General features: G+C 72.4%; 21 protein-coding genes and 1 pseudogene. 11 read left to right on the forward strand and 11 right to left on the reverse strand.

Features of this window, described 5'->3' with window-relative positions:
* Window positions 1-21: 21 nt before the first annotated feature.
* Window positions 22-918, forward strand: a complete 897-nt coding sequence (locus FRADC12_RS24980; RefSeq protein WP_045878459.1) for an acyl-ACP desaturase — start codon at window positions 22-24, stop codon at window positions 916-918.
* A 4-nt stretch (window positions 919-922) separates the two neighbouring features.
* Complete coding sequence (locus FRADC12_RS24985; RefSeq protein ID WP_052711148.1) at window positions 923-1,810, forward strand: SDR family NAD(P)-dependent oxidoreductase; 888 nt, start codon at window positions 923-925, stop codon at window positions 1,808-1,810.
* A 142-nt stretch (window positions 1,811-1,952) separates the two neighbouring features.
* On the opposite strand, the gene FRADC12_RS24990 is transcribed toward FRADC12_RS24985, so the two are convergent.
* Window positions 1,953-2,486, reverse strand: a complete 534-nt coding sequence (locus FRADC12_RS24990; RefSeq protein WP_045878460.1) for a PaaI family thioesterase — start codon at window positions 2,484-2,486, stop codon at window positions 1,953-1,955.
* Between the two features lie 541 nt (window positions 2,487-3,027).
* On the opposite strand from FRADC12_RS24990, the gene FRADC12_RS35165 reads away from it, so the two are divergent.
* On the forward strand, window positions 3,028-3,669 hold the full coding sequence (locus FRADC12_RS35165) for an FAD-dependent oxidoreductase (RefSeq protein ID WP_502685322.1): 642 nt from the start codon (window positions 3,028-3,030) through the stop codon (window positions 3,667-3,669).
* Here FRADC12_RS35165 and FRADC12_RS35170 read toward each other — a convergent pair.
* Window positions 3,581-3,865: pseudogene (locus FRADC12_RS35170) on the reverse strand (hypothetical protein); the annotation flags it as partial. The gene FRADC12_RS35165 and the pseudogene FRADC12_RS35170 overlap by 89 nt on opposite strands.
* On the opposite strand from FRADC12_RS35170, the gene FRADC12_RS25000 reads away from it, so the two are divergent.
* Together FRADC12_RS25000 and FRADC12_RS25005 are read left to right on the forward strand one after the other, a co-directional pair.
* Window positions 3,858-4,073, forward strand: a complete 216-nt coding sequence (locus FRADC12_RS25000) for a hypothetical protein (protein WP_045878461.1) — start codon at window positions 3,858-3,860, stop codon at window positions 4,071-4,073. The pseudogene FRADC12_RS35170 and the gene FRADC12_RS25000 overlap by 8 nt on opposite strands.
* Complete coding sequence (locus FRADC12_RS25005; protein ID WP_045878462.1) at window positions 4,070-4,462, forward strand: hypothetical protein; 393 nt, start codon at window positions 4,070-4,072, stop codon at window positions 4,460-4,462. Before FRADC12_RS25000 ends, FRADC12_RS25005 begins: the two co-directional genes overlap by 4 nt.
* On the opposite strand, the gene FRADC12_RS25010 is transcribed toward FRADC12_RS25005, so the two are convergent.
* Window positions 4,459-5,331, reverse strand: coding sequence for an SDR family NAD(P)-dependent oxidoreductase (locus tag FRADC12_RS25010; protein WP_045878463.1), 873 nt, complete (start codon window positions 5,329-5,331; stop codon window positions 4,459-4,461). The genes FRADC12_RS25005 and FRADC12_RS25010 overlap by 4 nt on opposite strands.
* 64 nt (window positions 5,332-5,395) lie before the next feature.
* On the opposite strand from FRADC12_RS25010, the gene FRADC12_RS31760 reads away from it, so the two are divergent.
* A complete protein-coding gene (locus FRADC12_RS31760) occupies window positions 5,396-5,545 on the forward strand; it encodes a hypothetical protein (RefSeq protein WP_157489026.1) in 150 nt (49 codons plus the stop codon).
* A 202-nt stretch (window positions 5,546-5,747) separates the two neighbouring features.
* Here FRADC12_RS31760 and FRADC12_RS25020 read toward each other — a convergent pair whose 3' ends face one another.
* On the reverse strand, window positions 5,748-6,308 hold the full coding sequence (locus tag FRADC12_RS25020; RefSeq protein WP_045878465.1) for a cysteine hydrolase family protein: 561 nt from the start codon (window positions 6,306-6,308) through the stop codon (window positions 5,748-5,750).
* A gap of 419 nt (window positions 6,309-6,727) precedes the next feature.
* Window positions 6,728-7,219: a DUF1003 domain-containing protein gene (locus FRADC12_RS25025; protein WP_045878466.1), complete on the reverse strand. Its 492-nt coding sequence runs from the start codon at window positions 7,217-7,219 to the stop codon at window positions 6,728-6,730.
* Between the two features lie 953 nt (window positions 7,220-8,172).
* Between FRADC12_RS25025 and FRADC12_RS35175 the strand changes: the two genes are divergently transcribed.
* Window positions 8,173-8,307 (forward strand): hypothetical protein, encoded by a 135-nt coding sequence (locus tag FRADC12_RS35175; protein ID WP_255355261.1) that lies wholly within the window; start codon window positions 8,173-8,175, stop codon window positions 8,305-8,307.
* 13 nt (window positions 8,308-8,320) lie between these two features.
* Here the strand turns inward: FRADC12_RS35175 and FRADC12_RS25035 are convergent, their stop codons facing one another.
* Both FRADC12_RS25035 and FRADC12_RS25040 read right to left on the reverse strand, forming a co-directional pair.
* Complete coding sequence (locus tag FRADC12_RS25035; protein ID WP_045878467.1) at window positions 8,321-8,632, reverse strand: antibiotic biosynthesis monooxygenase family protein; 312 nt, start codon at window positions 8,630-8,632, stop codon at window positions 8,321-8,323.
* Between the two features lie 120 nt (window positions 8,633-8,752).
* A complete protein-coding gene (locus tag FRADC12_RS25040; RefSeq protein ID WP_045878468.1) occupies window positions 8,753-9,940 on the reverse strand; it encodes an amidohydrolase family protein in 1,188 nt (395 codons plus the stop codon).
* A 491-nt stretch (window positions 9,941-10,431) separates the two neighbouring features.
* On the opposite strand from FRADC12_RS25040, the gene FRADC12_RS25045 reads away from it, so the two are divergent.
* Window positions 10,432-10,887, forward strand: coding sequence for a tellurite resistance TerB family protein (locus tag FRADC12_RS25045; RefSeq protein ID WP_045878469.1), 456 nt, complete (start codon window positions 10,432-10,434; stop codon window positions 10,885-10,887).
* Between the two features lie 145 nt (window positions 10,888-11,032).
* Window positions 11,033-11,770 (forward strand): ABC transporter permease, encoded by a 738-nt coding sequence (locus FRADC12_RS25050; protein ID WP_045878470.1) that lies wholly within the window; start codon window positions 11,033-11,035, stop codon window positions 11,768-11,770.
* A gap of 23 nt (window positions 11,771-11,793) precedes the next feature.
* On the opposite strand, the gene FRADC12_RS25055 is transcribed toward FRADC12_RS25050, so the two are convergent.
* Window positions 11,794-12,636: a TIGR03620 family F420-dependent LLM class oxidoreductase gene (locus tag FRADC12_RS25055; RefSeq protein ID WP_045880195.1), complete on the reverse strand. Its 843-nt coding sequence runs from the start codon at window positions 12,634-12,636 to the stop codon at window positions 11,794-11,796.
* A gap of 138 nt (window positions 12,637-12,774) precedes the next feature.
* On the opposite strand from FRADC12_RS25055, the gene FRADC12_RS25060 reads away from it, so the two are divergent.
* Window positions 12,775-13,932, forward strand: coding sequence for an MGH1-like glycoside hydrolase domain-containing protein (locus tag FRADC12_RS25060; RefSeq protein ID WP_045878471.1), 1,158 nt, complete (start codon window positions 12,775-12,777; stop codon window positions 13,930-13,932).
* Between the two features lie 255 nt (window positions 13,933-14,187).
* On the opposite strand, the gene FRADC12_RS25065 is transcribed toward FRADC12_RS25060, so the two are convergent.
* Both FRADC12_RS25065 and FRADC12_RS25070 read right to left on the reverse strand, forming a co-directional pair.
* Window positions 14,188-15,588 carry a hypothetical protein gene (locus tag FRADC12_RS25065; RefSeq protein WP_045878472.1) on the reverse strand — a complete coding sequence of 467 codons (1,401 nt, stop codon included), beginning with the start codon at window positions 15,586-15,588 and terminating at the stop codon, window positions 14,188-14,190.
* 716 nt (window positions 15,589-16,304) lie between these two features.
* Window positions 16,305-16,961 carry a Clp protease N-terminal domain-containing protein gene (locus tag FRADC12_RS25070; RefSeq protein ID WP_045878473.1) on the reverse strand — a complete coding sequence of 219 codons (657 nt, stop codon included), beginning with the start codon at window positions 16,959-16,961 and terminating at the stop codon, window positions 16,305-16,307.
* Window positions 16,962-17,310: 349 nt separating this feature from the next.
* Between FRADC12_RS25070 and FRADC12_RS25075 the strand changes: the two genes are divergently transcribed.
* A complete protein-coding gene (locus FRADC12_RS25075) occupies window positions 17,311-17,469 on the forward strand; it encodes a hypothetical protein (protein WP_198153035.1) in 159 nt (52 codons plus the stop codon).
* 61 nt (window positions 17,470-17,530) lie between these two features.
* On the opposite strand, the gene FRADC12_RS25080 is transcribed toward FRADC12_RS25075, so the two are convergent.
* Window positions 17,531-18,640, reverse strand: coding sequence for an ADP-ribosylglycohydrolase family protein (locus tag FRADC12_RS25080; RefSeq protein ID WP_157489027.1), 1,110 nt, complete (start codon window positions 18,638-18,640; stop codon window positions 17,531-17,533).
* Between the last annotated feature and the right edge of the window lie 43 nt (window positions 18,641-18,683).

An 18,683-nucleotide genomic window follows, 5' to 3' on the forward strand; every position in this document is an offset into this window, starting at 1 on the left:
CGCCGCTCCGGGAGGACGGACATGAGTTTGGACAGCAACCTCAGGGTTGCAGCGGAGCCGGTGGGCCAGGCCGCCGGGCCGCTGCTGCCCCCCGCCGACGTCGCCGACGCCGTCGGGACCTTCATGCGCTCGTCGCCGATCGAGCGGCGCTGGGACGTCGAGTCGGCCTTCCCCTGGGCGGAGGCCGACGCTGGCAAGCTCACCGAGGGCCAGCGCTCGGCGGTCCAGTTCATCACCTACATCGAGGACCACCTGCCGGGCTACTTCGGCCTCTACGCCCGACGGTTCCCGCTCGACGAGTCGGTCGACGTCGAGGAGTTCACGCACAACCGCGAGCTGTACCACTTCACGGTCCGCTGGGCCGAGGAGGAGGACACCCACGCCCGGGCGCTGTTCGCCTACCAGGTGGCGTCCGGCCTGTCCGAGCCGGCGAAGCTGCGCGCCGAGCTCGCCGTCGAGGGGCGCAAGCCCTTCACCTCGCCGCTTGAGCACGGCGTCTCGCTGTTCGCCTACGGGCTCGTTCAGGAGAAGGCGACCCAGATCTACTACCAGCAACTGCGCGCCGTCGTCGGCGACCCCGTGCTGGTGGAGGTACTCAACCGGCTGAGCCGCGACGAGGCCCGGCACTTCACCTTCTTCGCGGACATGGTGGAGCGCACTTTGCGCCGATACGGCGACCAGGTGGTCGACCCGATCCGGGAGGTGATCGCCGGCTTCCGGATGCCGCTGGCCGACACGCTGCGCGGCTACTGGCGGTGGGCTCTGAAGATTGCCGACGCGGCGCACTACGACCACACGGATGCCTACGAGCACCTCATCCGGGTGGTGAACCGCGTGGTCGACGCCCGCACCGACCGGGTCGACGAGTTGACCCGCTTCGTCGCGGCGTGCCGCACGCCCATGGCCAGCCAGGCCTAGCCGGATGGGGGAGCAGATGGGTGTGCTGGACGGGCAGCCGGATGTGCTCAAAGACAAGGTCGCCGTGATCACCGGTGCCACCAGTGGCATCGGGGCTGCGACGGCGGCGACGTTCGTCGCCGAGGGCGCCAGCGTCGTCATCGGGGGGCGGCGCAAGGACGCGGGCGAGGCACTCGCCGCCGAGCTCGGCCCGCGGGCCCGGTTCACGGCCGCCGACGTCCGCGTCGAGGCCGACGTCGAGGCGCTGGTCGCCACGGCGGTCGACGAGTTCGGTGGCCTCGACGTCCTGGTCAACAACGCGGGCGTGGGGGTGGCGAAGCCGCTGCCGCTGCCCGAGGCCGATCTGGCCGCGTTCCTCGACACCCTGGCCGTCCACGCGGGCGGGATGTTCCTCGGGATCAAGTACGCGGCCCGGGTCATGATCCCGCGCGGGGGCGGCAGCATCATCAACATGTCCAGCATCGGCGGGCACCGGGCCGGCTGGTCGGACGTCAGCTACTCGACGGCCAAGGCCGGGGTGCACCAGCTGACCCGCTCCGCCGCGGTCGAGCTGGGCCTGCGCGGGATCCGGGTCAACAGCATCTCGCCCGGCCCGATCCCGACCGGCATCTTCGCCAAGAACGCCGGCTTCGACGCCGACCGGGCCGACCGGACGGCCGCCGCGCTGGAGCCCCTGTTCGCCGAGGCGCTGGCGAGCCACCAGTCGCTGCGGCGGGCCGGCCGGGTCGAGGACGTGGCCGCGGCGGCGCTGTGGCTCGCGTCCGACGCCTCCTCGTTCGTCACCGGCCAGGACATCGGCGTCGACGGCGGCATCGCGGCCGGCCGGCCGATCTCGGTCGCCGTGACCGAGCGACACCTGCTGGCCCAGGCCTTCTCGACCCTGCCAGCCTGATCCCGCCCCCGGTCCGGGCCGGTTCGCCATCCGCGGCCGGCCCGGACCGGGGCGCGGGCCTAAGCCCTGCGTCGTGGTTGCCGGATCGGCAGGTTCGCGGCCACACGGTAGGACTCGCCGGGCGATGCTCCCGGCCAGGTGGTCACCCGGCGGTGAGCAGGCAGGTACAGCTGCCGTGGGCGACGAGCTTTCCGTCGGCGGCGGTGACGGCGGCCTCAGCGGTCGCCGTGCGGCGCCCGACGTGGACGGGCCGGGCCTCGCACGTCAGGATGTCCGCGGTCAGGCCGACCGGGCGGACGAAGTTCACCTTCAGTTCCAACGTTGTGTAGAAGGTGTCGGCCGGGAGCCTGGTGTAGACGGCGCTGCCCATCGCGGTGTCCATCAGGGTGGCGATGACCCCGCCGTGCACGATGAACATGGCGTTCGCGGCCGCGGGCGAGGGCTGCAGGGTCCAGACGGAAAGCCCGACCTCCAGGTCCTTCAGATGGATGCCGAGCGAGTGGCCGACGCCCATCTGGTCGGCCAGGCCCTGGTCCAGCAGCGCCCGCAGGTCGGTGATCCGCTGGGCCACCTCCGGCGTCGGCTGGGTTTCGCCCCGGCCGCTGTCGTTGGAACCGCCGCGCTGACGGACGACAGCCGGGACGCCGTTCTTCGCCGCGATGCCGTCCTGGTCCACGCGCACACCCCTCTGCCGACAGTGGTCGCCTCTGCCCGCGCGCCGGAAACCCGGCCTGCCCGGAGACGATGCGCCAGTTCCCCGCAAGAATATCGGCCTTTCGGTCGGAGATTCAAGAAAGATGGCGGCGGCGAAGACGGCGGAGAACAGCCGCCGAACGGGTACTTGCTGCGAGGTGCCGGCGAGACAAGATGTCTGGCCTTTCCGGCGATGCGCAAATACCCGAATAGGCGTTGCACCGCAATGGCTGGGCGTGTTTCCCGGCGCCGTTCTGGCAATCGGTCGATAGGAGATTCGTCGTTGTGCGGATCAGGGGCGGTTGGCTGGTCGCCAGGTCCAGGAGCGGCTCTCTGCCGGATGTGACGCGGGTCATTGCCTGGTCGGTTCACGGACCCGGGGGACCCGTCTCGTCCTCGGGGTGCGCGGCGCCCACGAGGGGTGCCACCCCATCGAGGAGAACTTCATGGCACTTCAGAAGAACCCGGCCGCCGGCGGAGGCGGGACCCGCATCCTGGTGCTCGGCGGCGGCTACACCGGCCTGATGACGGCGGTCCGTGCCCCGGCGGACCCGGCGCCACGGCAGGTGACCCTGCTGAACCCGTCGGACCGGTTCGTCGGACGGCTGCGGCTGCACCAGCTGGTCACCGGCCAGCGGCTCGCCGACCTGCGCATCCCGGACCTGGTACGAGCCGGGGCCTCATGTTGGGCCCGCGCCCGGGCGTACCTGCACCGAGCGCTGGACCGGCTCGGGGTCGACGTCCACGCCGGCGTGGACGTGACGAAGGTGCTGCCCGGCGCGGTCGAGGTCGACGGCGACCTGGAGCCGGTGGCCGCGGGCGCCGTCGTGTGGACCAGGGCTTCCGCGCCCCCGCGCCCCCGCGCCCCCGCGCTGGCCGCCGAGGCCGGCCTCGAGGTGGACGGCCTGGGCCGGGTCGTCGTTGACCACGCGCTGCGGTCGACCTCGGTCCCAGCGATCTACGCGATCGGTGACGCCGCGGCCGTGCGCCAGCCGTGGGGGACGCTGCACGGGAGCTGCCAGAGCAGGCTGCCCAGCGCAGCCAGGCGTCCTGTACGACGTCCTCGGCGTCGCCGGTCCGCCCGAGCACCCGGCAGGCGACGGCCAGCGGCCGGGCGCGGTGGCGCTCGAACTCCCGGACCGCGTCTGCCCAGGCCCTGCCGGTGAGGTCCGCGGCCTCGACACCGTCGGTCATCGCGCCTCCTCGCCCGGTCGAGCTGACCCGCCAGGTCTCGGCCAGCCAGCCCCGAGAAGGCCATGGGCGCGGTGGGGCATGCTTGCGCGGCCTGTCGTCGGCCGGCGCGCGGCGTGGCCTCGCGGCGGGCCGGCGTGCCTCAGCGGAGCAGGGAGCCCAGATGTTCATGGTGTCCACGGCGATTCTGCTCGCCGTGTATCTCGGCAGCCAGGTGTTACACGAAGCCGGCCACGGCCTCGCGGCGCTGCTGGTCGGCTACCGCATTCAGGGCTTCATCTTCTTCGGGTCGTCGGCGGAATACTCCGGGCCCGGTCGTTTCACCGAGTGGCGGCGCTTTTCCGCCAGCATGAACGCCGTCCTGGGGGTGGCCGGATGACCATCGACGAGTACCTGGACGAGCTGCTCGCCCGGTCGAAGGGCCCCGCGGCCGAGGTGCGCCGCCTGCTGGCCGAGACCGAGGCGCACCTGCGCGACGCCGCGGCCGCGCAGGTCGTGGCTGGACTGGACGGCGCGGCCCGCGGGCAGCACCCAGCCGCGGCCGCCGCGATATCGCGATATCCACCGCACGACGGGCGGCCGGCGCACCTCAGGGTGTGCCGGCCGCCCGTCGCTATGTCCGCCACCAGTGCCGGCCGGCGCCGTGCGCCCCGGCTCCGGCGCGAGACAGTCCCGTCAGCGGTCCGGGTGGCTGCCCGTGCCGCCGGTCACCGGGACGGGCCGGCAACCCAGGTGAACCGCGCAGGCTATTTCATTCCGGCTACCTAGGCCACCGAGACTCGCTCCTCTATCTGGAACGTCTTTGGGTCGAGCACCTCGGCCAACCGGTCGCGGACCGTCTCCGGTGTCAGGGCGGTGTCCGCGAACCCGGCGGTATGTCCCGCTGCCAACCGTGAGACCTTCCCCCCGCCAGCCGAAAGCGTCATCCCGGTGATCTCGCAGTCCTCGTGAGCCAGGTAGGCCACCACCGGGGCCACCAGCTCCGAAGGCATCTGCTCGCCATAGTTGGCCAGAACCGACGGAATGTCCTGGTCGGGGGCCAAGGACATGCGCGTGCCTGCGGCCGGCCCGATGCAGTTCGCCTTCACACCGTACGGCTCACCGTCGACAGCCAAGCAGTTGGTGAAACCCCAGATCGCCCCTTTGGCCGCGCTGTAGGCCGTGCGATTGGCAATGCCAAGGATGGTACCCGAGATCGTGTTGACAATCCGGCCTTTCCCGGACTCGATCAGGTACGGCCAGGCCGCCTGGATCAACCCGAGGGTCCCGTAGAAATGGATCGCCATATGCTGCTGAAAGTATTCAAAAGAGTTCTTCTCGAAAGGGAGGCGCCCATTGATTCCCGCGTTGTTGACGACAATGTCCAAGTGGCCGAACGCGTCAATGGCAGTAGCTACGATCGCTACCGATCCCAGGGAGACATCCTCGACGCTGGCGACCGCCCGTCCTCCCGAAGAAGTGATCTCCGCTACGACGTCGTTCGCCGGCCCTGAATCGCTCTCATGGCCCTCGAGGTCAGATCCGATATCATTCACGACGACGGCGGCACCGCGCTCCGCCAGCAGCAACGCATGTGCCCGACCGATCCCGCGGCCCCCACCGGTGACTATGGCGACTTTCCCATCGAATCGAAGCATTCATCTTCCCCGTGCCGTCGAAGCCTACCTGCTTGGTTATCACAATCCCATTCTGGGAGACCGCGTGTCAAGAACGGCACCAGGCCCCGAGTTCCGCCGCCACCTCGCCGGGACGCGGATGCGCGACGACAACCCGCTCGTCAACCAGGTCCTGTCCCGCCAGGGCCGCTACCAACACGCCCGCGACACCCTGCGCCAAGGCGATCCGTCTTGACGACGCCGGCGGCACCCGGATCATCCTCTGCCACAACCCCGAGGCGGCCGCCCGCCGCCGCTGTTCCACCGTCTCGAACACCGCACCGCGCCCATGTCCTGCTCTGCTGGCTCGCCCGGCTACTCACCCTGGTCTCCGAACGCCGATCCGGGCGAACTCCGCGCACCAGCGGAACTCGGGAGACGTGTCACGGCCAGCTGGGTCAGGTGAGCGAAGCGATCCACTCGTCAACGCTCACGACTTCAGCCCGTGCCGGAAAGACCTTTTCGCACAGTACGCGATGAACCTCGTTCTCCCTGTCGGAACACCCGTCCGAAAGAACAGTTATCGTATAGTCCATGTCCGCGGCGTCCGTGAGCGTGAACAGCACGACCCCACTGGTCAGGATACCGGCGAGAACGACGTGCGTGACCCCCATGGACCGCAGGACGACGTCCAGGTCACTCCCAGTGAACGCGCTCACCCGCTTTTTCACCACCACCACGTCGCCCTCTACCGGCGCCACCGCGTCGCAGATCTGGGTCGCGGGGTCGTCGTCTCCGAACCCGCCGCGGCCGATCAGGGCCGAGAAGGCACGGTTCTGTGCACTGATGTCGGGGGTGCCGTTGCGGAAGGCGAGCCGCACGTAGATGACAGAGATCTGGTGGTCTCTGGCGGCGGCCGCAGCCTTAGCCACACGGCCGAGTAGAACGGCACCGTGATCGTCGGTAAACCCGTTCACCACGCCATTTTGGAGATCCATGACCAGCAGGGCGGTAGACAAGGCAGGCTTTCCTTTCTAGGAGAATTCCAGCAGTCGGTACACCGCTGGCTTGAAGCCTACCAGATTGTGCGCCTCGGTGTGGGCTTCCGCGGGGCTTTCCTGGCAAGAATGCTGCGTGACCGGCAATGTCACCGGCCCCCGCAGCGGCCAGTTTTCGCACGCCAAGACCGGCCAGAACCAGTTCTGATATCAGCTGGGCCGGCCCAGCTCCTTCAGGGACTGCCCGCGCCAGGTAATGGCAATTGAATAAGTCTTGCCGTGGTCAATGTGTTTACCAGCTCTAAGGCCTGTCGCCCAGCCCGAAGGAAAAGCGCCGCGCACTGGCGGGCGGACTGGCGCGTCCAGCTCGACGACGGCGGCCCCCGTGAGGCCGAGCTTCTGGGCCTCCGCCGCGGCGAACGCCGCCAGCGCCTCGCGTCTCATGAGGTCGACGCGTCGGTCCGGGCGAGGATCTGCGCCACCTTCGCGTCTATCTCGGCCGGGTCGAGGCCGAGCTGGCGGCCGATGTGCTCCGTCCACACCGCCGACTGGACGTTCGTCTGGTAGTCGAGGTCGGCCCGCACGTTCTGCCGGCTCGCGTCCCGGTTCTGGGAGATCAGGACGAAGGTGGACAGGAAGATCGCCTCCAGGCTCACCACCATCGTAAGCAACCCGTAGGGGAACCGGTCGAACACCAGGCGGCGGCCGAAGCACCCCTCGTTCATCAGAATCCAGCCGACGAACCAGGCGACGTGGACATACACGAACGTCATCGAGCCGGCGAACTCGGTGATGACGTCGGACAGCCGTTCCTGGCCACTGCGGCCCAACGCGATCAGCGCCCGCTCGTTGTGGAACTTGGGCGGGTGGTGCCTGACGGTGCTCGGTGCGGAATCGCGGTCCGTGCCCGGGTGCTCTGGAGAGGTCGTCACAGCTTCATGCTCCCAAAGCGGCCGAACGGCGCATGAATCCGGCAGCGGACCGTCCCGCCGACCACCTCCAGGATGAGCCCGGAGCCTGTCCGGACCACCGGGCTGAGCGCCGCCGCCGGCGGCCATCGCCCGGGTGCCGCCGACACTGTGCTCGTTTCATGCACCAACGTGCCCGGGTTGCTGTCGGGAGAGCGATGACTCGCCCACCCTGGGGCGGTCTGCCCCGGTGGCCCCCATAACACCGGAGACGTGGCGTCGGCCGGACGACGACGGCGGGCTCCGGGACGCGACGTTGCCTCGGGACCTGCGCGGGCGGCCGGCCTGGCCGGGGAGGTGGAAGGATCCGCCGAGATGACCACGAGCTTTGTTCTGATCCCAGGCGCTGACGGACAGGCCTGGACCTGGCACCTCCTGGCGCCGCGGCTGCGGGCGCTCGGCCACGACGCCGTGCCCGTCAGCTATCCAGCCGGCCCGGAGGCTCGGCTGGAGGACTACGCCGACGCCGCCGTCGCCGCGTTGCGCGCCTCGGCTCCGCCGCCCGGCCCGGGCCGGGTGGCGGTCGTCGGGCTGTCGCTCGGTGGCTTCCTCGCGCCGCTGGTCTGCGAGCGGGTCCCGGTGGACCTGCTCGTCCTGCTCAACGCGATGGTGCCGAGCCCCGGTGAGCCGGTGGACGCGTGGTGGGGCGCCGTCGGCCACGGCGAGGCACGGGCCGCGGCCCGCCGCCCAGGCGGGCCGGGTGGCGACCGGGGGCGACGAGATCGACCTGCGGGACGAGTTCTTCCACGACGTCCCGGACGAGGTCACCAACGAGGCGATGGCCGGTCCGCCGCCGGCCGGGCCGTCCGCAGCGATGTGCGCGCAGCCGTGGCCGCTGGCGAGCTGGCCCGACGTGCCGACCCGGTTTCCTGCAGGGCAGCGACGACCGGTTCTTCCCGCCGTTGTTCCAGCGCCGGGTGGTGCGCGACCGGCTCGGGCCCGGCGTCGAGGTCGACGAGCTGCCGGGCGGCCACCTGCTGCCGCTCAGCCAGCCCGGCCTGCTCGCCCGGCGGCTCGACGCCTACCTGCGGGCGTTGACGCCCGCCGGCTGAGTTGGTCGCGGTGTCAGGAGCCGCCCGCCACCGAGCGCTGCACGACCTCGAACTCCAGCAGCGACGAGCCGGACGACACCGGGCGGGCCCGCTCCCCGGCGTGCGCCTCCATCGCCGGCCCGGTGAGCCAGGCCTGGAACGACTCCTCGCTGTCCCAGTGCGTCACCACGAAGTACCGGTTGTCACCCTTGATCGGCCGGAGCAGCTCGAAGGAGACGAAGCCGGGCTGCCCATCCACCGCGTGCAGCCGGTTGGCGAACCGCTTCTCCAGCTCGGGGCCGGCGCCCTCGGGAACCTCGATGGCATTGATCTTCACGACGGTCACGCTGTCCAGCGTATTGCTTACCCGGGTGTCGGCGGGCGGCCCACCGGGCGGCGCGCGACCGTCGGGGGTGGGACCGGGCGGTGGCGCGTCGAGGACGCCGGCGCGCCACCGCTGGCCGTCTCAGCCGCCGATGCGCTGGGCCAGGGCGGGCAGCAGCCGCCGGGCGTTCTCGCGGTTGATCTGGCGGCGGATGCCCGGGCTGAGCGCCGGGTCGGTGTCGATCGCCCGGGCGTTGAGCCGCGCTCCGTCCGCCGTCGAGGCCGGGAAGTCCGAGCCGAACAGCAGCTTCTCGGCGCCGACGGTGGCGAGCAGCGACGGGGTGGCGCCCGGCGAGATCGGCGCCGCCGAGTCGTACCAGCACCGCCTGATACTGCGGGCGGCCACGGCCTGGCTGACCCCGGCCCCCAGGTAGGAGCCGAGCTGCAGCCGGCTGGCCAGCAGCGGGAAGAATCCGCCGCCGTGCGGAAGGATGAAGGAGATGTTGGGATAGCGGTCGAAAACCCCGGCCAGCAGCATCTTCACGGCCGCGCGCGTGGTGTCCGCCAGGAAGTCGGCGAGGAAATCGGCGACGGGCGCGCCGGAGCAGCCGGGCAGGTTGTACGGATGGGTGAACGCCACCGCGTGCCGTCGGTCCAGCTCGGCGAGAATGGGGTCGAACGCCGGGTCCCCGAGATACTGGCCCGCCGCGTGCATGCTCAGGACGACGCCGTCGGCGTGCAACGTGTCGAGCGCGTACCCGATCTCGTTGAGGGCCACGTCGACGTTCGCCAGCGGCGCCGCGGCGAAGAACCCGAAGCGGGCCGGATGGTCGCGGATCACCTCGCCGAGAGCGTCGTTGCCGACCCGGGTGCTCTCCGCGATCTGCGCCGGAGTCAGGCTGGTCAGGAACTCCGAGGGGGCCGGCCCGGACAGGACCGCGGCGGCCACACCGGTCTCGTCCATGATCTGAAGGGAGCTTTCGACGGTCCAGTTCGCCCACGGCGGCCCGCCCGCCGGGGGAAGCAGCCCGTGGTCGACCATCCACTGGTGCGCGGCCGGCGGAATGGCGTGGTGGTGCACGTCGATGCGGCCGTTCGCGTTCGCGTTGGCGGCGGGCGCCGGGCTGGGCGCGGCGGCGCTGGGGCTCTCGGCGGAACCAGGGGCTGCGGCAGCGCTGGGCGCGGCGGCGCTGGCCGTCTGCGCCACCGAAGGCGCCAGGGTCGCCGCGCCCAGCGCGGCGGCACCCCAGAGCAGGGAGCGCCGGTGGGGAGCCGGAGAATCCAGCACCTCGAACGGCTGGCTTTCGTCTATGGCGTTCTCGTCGCGCACAAATACTCCTCTGCGAGGGCCGATCACGGGCGTTCACGTGCAGAGCGCTGCGTCGTTGCCCCGTGTTCGGACGAGCCGGGCTGTGGCGGGCAGGGCGCCAGGGGGCAGGCGGATGTTTGGCCATCAGCGACACGGCGGCGACCGGGTCGGGCGGACCGTATCGACCCTTCGCAGGTCCTGCCGCCTGTTCGCCGCACGATGGCGCGGTCACGCCACTCGTGGCGGACCCGCGCCGCGGCGGTCCGGGGACGCGGGTTTCCAGAGGCGCGGCCTCTCCCCGGCCGTGGCGGTGCGCGAGGCGACGCGGAGGCGCCTGGCGCGTCACGATGTGGGCGGCGCGGGCGACCACCGCGGCCGGCTGGTCGACAATGCTGGCCGGGCGCGCCGGGAGAACCTTCGGCGGGCGTGGGGCGTTGGAACTCACAGCGTCAGGTGACTGGAGATCCGCGGCCAGGGCCGTGGAGCGACCTCGATACAGGAAGAGAAGCACCATGCCGATCTGGGACCGTCTGCGCACGTCGACGCAGACCATGCAAGGCCAGCTCACGGCGAAGAAGAACGAGCTGAAGAGCGGCGCCTTCCGCGACGCCAGCATGGCGATCTGTGCGCTCGTCGCCGCGGCCGACGGCACCGTCGACCCAGCCGAACGGCAGCGCGTCGCGGGGCTGATCGCCGCCAACGACGTCCTGGCGAACTTCCCGGCCGACGACCTGCAGCGCCGGTTCAACGACTACCTGGCCAAGCTGCAGCAGGACTTCGCGTTCGGGAAGGTCTCCGTCCTCCAGGAGATCGGCAAGACCAAGAAGAAGCCGGCGGAGGCGCGCGCCGTCATCCAGATCGGCATCATCATCGGCGGCGCCGACGGCAGCTTTGACAAGACGGAGCAGGCCGTCGTCCGGGAGGCCTGCTTCGCCGTCGGCATCAGCCCGGACGAGTTCGACCTGTAGCCGAGCAGGATTCCGGCGAGTTACGGCCACCCGGGATGCGGGGCGTGGACATGGCTCGGGCCGGGACCGTCGACGGCCGGTCCCGGCCAGCCGGGCCGTGGCCGCGGCGCGCCCGGCCGGCGGCGTACCTGGGTGAGGGGTCCCGGTGAGCACCGGCATACGCCTCGCCGTGAGCCTCGGGCTGCTGCTGGTTCTCGCCATCGGCGCCCAGGGCTACGGCCGGCTGCGGCTGCGGGCGGCAGTGCTGACGGCCGCCCTGCGCGCGGTCGTGCAGCTCGCCGCCGTCGGCCTGGTCATCCGGTCGGTGTTCGCCGCACCGGCGGCCAGCTTCGCGGTCCTCGCCGTGATGGCGGCCGTGGCGACCCGCACCGCGGCGAAACGGCTGACCGGGCTGCCCGGCGCGGGCCGCGCCGTGGTCATCGCGAGCCTGTCCGCGGCGGCCCTCACCCTCGGTGTCCTGTTCGCCGTCCCGGCGCTGCCGCGCTCGCCCCGCTACCTCGTCGCGCTCGGCGGGATCGTGCTCGGCGGGACGATGACCGCGTGCACGCTCGCCGGCCGTCGGCTCCTGGACGGCCTGCACCGGCGCCGCGACGAGGTCGAGGCCTGGCTCGCACTGGGCGCGACCCCGCGCCAGGCGGTCGCGGACATCGCCCGTACCGCGGCCAGCGAGGCGCTCCTGCCGGCGCTGGACCAGACCCGGACCGTCGGCCTGGTCACGCTGCCGGGGGCGTTTGTCGGCGCGCTGCTCGGGGGAGCCAGCCCGCTGGACGCCGCCCGTTTCCAGCTCGTGGTCCTCATCGCGCTGCTGGCCGCGGAGACCTATGCGGCGGTCGTGCTGGTCTGGCTGCTCGGCGCGCCCGCCCAGCTCCCCGTCCTCGAGTAGCCGGGCCCCGGCGGGGCTGCCGGCTAGCGCGCCAGCGCCTCCGCCAGGCGGGCCCGCCACTCGGCCTCCTCGCCCGGCCCGGCGCCGGGGGGCAGGCGCAGGCCAAGCACCACGTGGTCGGCGCCGGCCGTCTGGAACTCGGCGATCCGCGCCACGATCGACTCCAGGTCCCCCCAGACGGTGACGGCGTCGACGAAGGCGTCACTCGGCCCGGAGAGGTCCGCCTCGGTGAAGCCCATCCGCAGGAAGTTGCGGCGGTAGCCGGGAATGGTCGTGAAGAAGCTGGTCGAGGCGCGCGCGGCCTCCCGGGCCGTACCCGGGTCCGCCGCGGGAATGACCTGCACCAGCAGCGCGAGCGTCGGCCCGGCGCCGAGCACCGCCCGGGCGTCGGCCACGTATTGCGGGGTCACCAGGTACGGGTAGGCGCCGCCCGCGCGGTCGCGGGCCAGCTCGAGCATCCGCGGGCCGAGCGCGGCGAGGATCCGCTCGGACGCGGGCACCACCGGTGCCACGCCGTCCAGCGTGTCCAGGTAGGCGTTGAGCGTCGGCAATGGCTTCGGCCCATGCGCGCCGCCCAGGCCGACGACGAACCGGCCGGGATGGTCCGCCGCGAGTGCCGCGTAGGCCGCGGCGACCTCGGCCGCCGGCACCCGCTCGACGGGGATGATGCCGGTGGCCACCCGCAGCTCGGCGGTGCCACGGACGACCCTGGCCACCTGGCCCAGGTTGTTGCCCTGGCCGCCGGGCAGCCAGAGCGTCTGGTACCCGAGCTCCGCGAGCCTGGCGGCCGCGTCGATCTCCGCGGCCGGCTCGGCCGCCGCGTCAAGGCCCAGGCCCGCGATACCGATCGCTCCCGCAATGGTCATGACCATCGCCAACAGGCCCCGCCGCCGCGCTGTTCCCGGCGGCCTCGGAGGGTGTTCATGACACCCTGGCTTCCTTCTCCGGGCTGGTGTTCGTCCGGTGGCCAGGGTCTGGCCAGCCGGACGGACTAGCCTGGAGCGATGATTGCGGACGGGGCGGCGGCGGTTCTGGCGGCGTGCTGGCGGGACGGGTACTGCGTGCCGAACCCGGAGGTCTACCCCCACCTGTGGCTCTGGGACTCCTGCTTCCATGCCATCTCCTGGGCGGCGCTCGGCGACCGGCGGGCCTCTGCCGAGCTGGCGTCGTGCCTGGACGCGCAGCTGCCGAACGGCTTCGTGCCGCACATGCGCTACGCGTCGCCGTCCGAGGGCCGGGGGCCGCTGGCGGACCGGTCCTCGTTCACCCAGCCGCCGATCTACGCCCATGCGGCGCGCGTGCTGGTCGACCGCGGGCTGCCGGTCGCCGCCGGCACGCTGGAGCGCATCGAACGGGCTCTGGACCATCTGTGGACCCAGCGGATGGCCGCCGACGGGCTGCTCTACATCGTCCACCCGTGGGAGTCCGGGTCCGATGACTCGCCCAGGTTCGACGACTGGGTCGGGCGGTCGACCTGGTCGCGTCTCGCGTTCACCATCGTCGACCACCAGCTGGTCGACTCCGCCGAGTTCGACGCGCAGGGCGCGGCGCGCTGGTCGCGGGACTTCGTCGTCGCCCCGGCAGCCTTCAATGCGTTCGCCGCGCACGCCGCGGCAGAGCTCGCCGCCCTGACCGGGGACCCGGCCTGGCGGCGGCGCTCCGGCGAGCTGGCCACCGCGATCGACGACGTGCTGTGGGACGCGGACCAGCGTCACTGGGTGGACAAGCCGATCGTCGGTGGCGGCCCGAGCGCGGTGCTCCCGACGCTCGACGGGCTGACGCCGCTGCTGGTCACCGCGGACCCGGGGAAGGCCGGGGCGGCGCTGGCGCTGGCCGCGGACCCGGCCGGCTACGCGGCCCCGTTCGGCCTGCGCTTCGTGCCGGCGGGCCACCCCCGCTACTCCCCGGAGCAGTACTGGCGCGGGCCAGCCTGGCCTCAGCTGAACTACATGCTGTACCAGGCGGCCCGCCGCTGGGAGGCCGCGCCGCTCGCCGAGGCGATCGCCGACGTGAGCCGCCGCGCGGCCGTCGCCTCCGGCTTCGCCGAGTACTGGAACCCGGAGACTGGCGCGGGCCTCGGGGCCCGGCCGCAGGGCTGGGCGGCCCTCGCCGCCACCTACCCGCCGGTGCCGGCCCAGGCCGCCCCGGTGGCCGCCAGCTGACCGGGAACCCGTTGACCTCAAGCGCTCTCGAGGTTCGACGGCCGTGCCATGACTGTTCGCTGACGCCGAGCAGCGGCTTCCGGCCCGGCGTGCACAACGGGACGCCGCGGCCGACGACAGGGCCGCCGCGCGGGCCTGAACCGGCGCCTGCCGCCGAGATGTCGCGCGGGGCGCCCGAAGGTCCCGGCTTCGCGCGGTCTGGGGCTGCGGGACGGGCGCGGCCTGGCCGCGCCCGTCCCGTCCCTCGGGCTGGGGTCAGCGCAGCGGCATGACCCGCACGATCCGGACAGACGAGCCGGTGCTGCCGACAGCGGGGAAGGCGACGCTGCCGTCGGGGTAGTCCTTGGCTTCGACGTAGGTGTGGTCCGGTATGGCGATGGTGAACTGGCTGCCCACAGCCGCGCCGCCGGTGGAGTCGTACACCTGGGCCGCGGTGGAGGACCCGGACCGCCAGGTCAGCAGCATCCTGGCCGGGCCGTAGGCGACCAGGTGCGAGTGCTCGGTCTTGTCGGCGGTGACGACCGTATGGTCGGACGCGCCGGTGGAGAAGTGCTCCAGGCGGGTCTGGTTGCCGTTGCTCCACGCGGTCCAGTAGCCCTGGGTGCCGGCGAGCACGATGTTGCCGCCGAACAGGGTCCCGTCACAGACCCCGGGCGCCACGGTCTGGCCGGTGCTGGGGCGGGCGATGCGGCAGTTGTTGTCCGTGGTGCAGACCATGGCGAAGTGGCCGGTCCGCGGGTCCCAGGTGATGTGGGAGTCCCAGGCGTGGCTGCACCCCCAGCCGAAGCTGTCGTGCCCGGAGACCAGGGCGCCGGTGCTGGCGTTGACGACCTGCATCCGGTCACCCTCGTGGATGTCGACGCAGCTGCCGTTGGCGACCGTGATCGCAGCCTCGAAATAGGCGGCGTAGCTGGTTCCGTCGTAGGCCAGGGTGCCGTGGTGGTTGTACCACCAGACGAACAGTGCCCCGGGGTCGTATCCGCCGAGGCTGCTGCTCAGGTTGGTGACCTGCTGCTCCCACACCTGCCGGCCGGAGTTGTCGAAGCGGACCATCCACATGCTCTTGGCCGGGCTGGAGGTCCCACCGCACAGCCTGCCGCTGCCCTGCGGGCCCGGACGGGTCAGCAGGACCACCACACCCTGCGGGTCGGCCTTGATGTCCTGCAGGTCGACCCCGGCCACGGCCGTGGGAGTACCGACCAGCTGGTCACCGCAGTCGAGCCTGCCGAGATGGACCTGGGAGTCCGGGCCCAGCCAGGCCAGCCACGACCCCCCGCCCGGCGCCGCGGCGATCGCGGCCGGCAACGGGTCGGTGTCGCCCTGCGGCCCGAAGCTGACCACCTGGGACCCCAGACTGACGTCGGTGATCCTCGTCGTCGGTGCTGTGCCCGCCGTCCGCCCGCAGTCACCGGACGCCGGTGCGGACGAGGTCGCTGGGTGCGACGGCGTCGAGGTCACCGCCGCGGTGGCAGCCGGCGACGAGGTGGTCGGCTGGGTCGACGGCGAGGCGGACGCCTGGACCGGCGGCGAGCTGGTCGGAGAGCTCACCGGGCCCGCGCCGCCTCCGCCGGGGAGGCTGCCGGGTGTGCAGCCGGCGAGGGCGGCCACGGCGACCGCCAGCAGCGCCAGGTTGCAGGCAGTCCGTTTCAAGGTCACGTCTCAGCTCCATCCTGTCTGGTCCCACCCCATGGGAAGTCGTTCGGCGGCCCGGATTGGTTGCCGAATCACCGGGATTGCCCGGATTTAGCGGGCATCCGGGGGTGTGGGGTCCAGCCGGAGCCTGGCGTCCGCGATGTAGAACGACGCTCTCGTCCGTGAATGTTGCGAGCATGCGTCCACTCCCGGCGGCGCGCGCCGCCGGTGGCCCCACGAGGCGGCCCGGCCGGGCGCCCCGAACACCGCGGCGAGCCCCTGTCCGGCGACCGGCTCGTGCAGACGGAGAGGCTCCGTCGAGCTTGTCGGCGAGCCGTCGGCGGCACGGCGCCGGCTTGCCAGGAGGTCAGCCCCGGCGCGTAGACGCCCCGGCGGGACGCGGCCAGGACGCGGCCAGGACGCGGACGGGGCCGCCCCGCGGGGCGGCCCCGTCCGGCGGCCTTAGCCTGCCCAGCTCCGCGACCGCGCAGGTCCGGTGCGATGTCGCGGGCCAGCGGACCTACCGGCCGACGAACTTCCTGCTGTACCGCCCGCTGGGCGGCCAGGTTCTCACCGTGACCCTCGTCGCCTGACGGCCGGTGGGTGGTGGGGTGGTGGGCCCATATTCGGGCTCACCACCCCACCGGTACCGGGTGCCGCGGCTGTTTCAGCCGGGCAGTCATGGCACGGGGAACTCCGGGCCTTTCGCGGGATGTCTTCCGTGGTGTCCGCCTGTTACGTCAGGCCGTTCTCGACGCCGTCTCAGCGGAATGCGTGCGCTGGGCGACAAGAGTGCGCTCGATCTGGCGGAAGTCGACGGCCAGGCCGAAGTCGCGGCGGTCGAGGGCGTCGTCCTTGGCCGCGCGCACCTGTTCGATCCGGCTCTCGAGGTTCCCCGCGATCGCGTCCAGCAGGGTCGGGCCCGGGTAGGGCAGCACGTCGAGCGCGACCAGCACCCGTCGGTGGGCCTCGTCGCGGTTGACGCGCAGCCGTTCGAGCACCCGGAAGGCATGGCCGCCGTCCTCGCGCAGCAGCGCGAGCAGGATGTGCTCCGAGCCGACGCTGGTGTGGTCGATCGCTGCGGCCTCCCGCCGGGCGCGCTCCAGGATCCACTGGGCCCGCAAGCTGAAGGCGCGGGTGCGGTTCCGGGCGACCCGGCCCCGCAGGCGTGGCGTCCCGTGGCGGTGACCGTGGCCGACGATCCGGATGATCTCGGCGTGGACCTTGTCGCGCGTGACGCCCAGTGAGGCGAGGGCAGCGGCGCCGGACCCGACGCGCCGGTCCAGCGCGCCCAGCAGCAGATGCTCGGTGGCGATCTCGTCGTGGCCGAGGTCGAGTGCCTCCTGCTGGGCGAGCACGAGCAGACGTCGGGCAGGGTCATTGAGGTGGTCATGCATCGGTGCGCTCCCGGTGCGGTGTCCGACGCCCGATGGCGGCCGGTTCAGTTGTCTCTCCATTGTCCAAAACTGTGGACGTTCGCGCTCGCAATCTGGCCGAAACCTGGGCCGATTGCGGCAGTCGAGTACTACACCGTGGTCCTTGTCCGGCGCGCGGTGGCCGCCTGCCTGCCCTCGCGGCGCCTATCGGCTGCCCGGCGGCCGGCCGGTCTGACAGGCAGGTGGTCGCGGACATCCACACGGTGATCGCCGGCCCGCGGCGCGGGTGGGGCCTGCGGAACGGAGCGGGTGTGGGCGTGCTGCCCTGGTCGAGGGTCTCGCCAGCCGCCGTCCCGAGGCGCTGCGCGTCATGAAGCAGAGCCTGCTCGAAGGCGAGCAGCTGACCCTGGGCGGCTACCTGACCGTCGAGTCCGCCCGCTACCTGGCCCTGCTCACCGGCGCGGGCACCGGGGAGGTCGCCGGCCGGCTCGCCGAGCGACGCACGCAGCTGCGCCCGACGGGGGAGTAGCAGACACGGACGGATCAGTGTCTGGGGCCGTCACGCCCGCGCAGGGACCCGCGAGGGCCTGCTACGCCCCGGGATAGCGCTCCGCCCATGCCGGGGTGACACCACCCCAGCGGTCGGCGACGTCGGCGCTGCCGGTGATCTCGCGGACCAGGTCGTCGGCGATGTCCCGGACCACCCCGGCGCCCTCCAGCTCGGCGAGCCAGTCCTCCGGGAGCGCGTCGATGCCGGCCGCGGCGCCGACGAGGTTGCCGCAGATGGAGCCGGTGGAGTCACTGTCGCCGGAATGGTTGACGGCGGCCAGCAGCGCGCCCGCCGGGTCGTCGGCGCCGACGACCGCACAGAACACGGCGATCGCGAGGGCCTCCTCGGCGACCCAGCCCGCGCCGAGCGCCTCGACCTGCCCGGCGACGGTCACGGCGTCGAGGCCCCTTCCCGTGGCTCCGGCGGTGATCTCGGCGGCGGCGCCGAGGGCGCGCCGCAGTGCCGCCGCGACCTCGCCGCCCGCCGGCTCGTCCTCGGCGTGGGTCAGGGCCGAGCGCGCGGCGTCCAGCACCGAGCTGCCGTCGAGCACCACCGCGATGATCCACGCGAGGGCGCCGGCCGCGAGGTAGCCGGACGGTTGCCCGTGGGTCAGCACCGCGCACTCGACGGCCAGCGCCCACGAGTCCTCCGGGTCGCGGCGCAGCAGGCCGAACGGCGCGGAGCGCATCACCGTTCCGCAGCCCTTGCTGTCCGGGTTCGCCGGATGCTCCAGCGTCCCCATCTTCGGCTGGGCCAGGCCGGAGAGGCAGGCGTTGCCGGGGGCGCGCCGGGCGTAGAGCACCGGCTGCGCGGCGAGCCAGCCGCTGACCTCCGCCGGCGGCCCGGTCAGCCGCTGCGTGACCAGCCAGCGCTGGTAGGCCTGCCACAGCACGGTCGGTGGATGGCAGATCCCGCGGGAGCGGCCGCGGACCGACGCGCGGATCAGGCCCTCGGTGGTGAACAGCGTCATCTGGGTGTCGTCGGTGATCGGCGCGGTCGTCCCGTACCCGCCGGTCATCCCGGTGACCCCGGCCGCCCCGAACCGGGCGCGGATCTCCTCCAGCGGGAGGAACTCGATCCCGGCGCCCAGCGCGTCCCCCAGCGCGCCACCCAGCAGGCAGCCCCGCACCCTGTCCCGGTAAGACAACACCGCGTATCCCTCCACGCCCGGCCCGGCCGTTCCCGACGCCCAC

The organism is Pseudofrankia sp. DC12 (assembly GCF_000966285.1).
Taxonomy (GTDB): domain Bacteria; phylum Actinomycetota; class Actinomycetes; order Frankiales; family Frankiaceae; genus Pseudofrankia.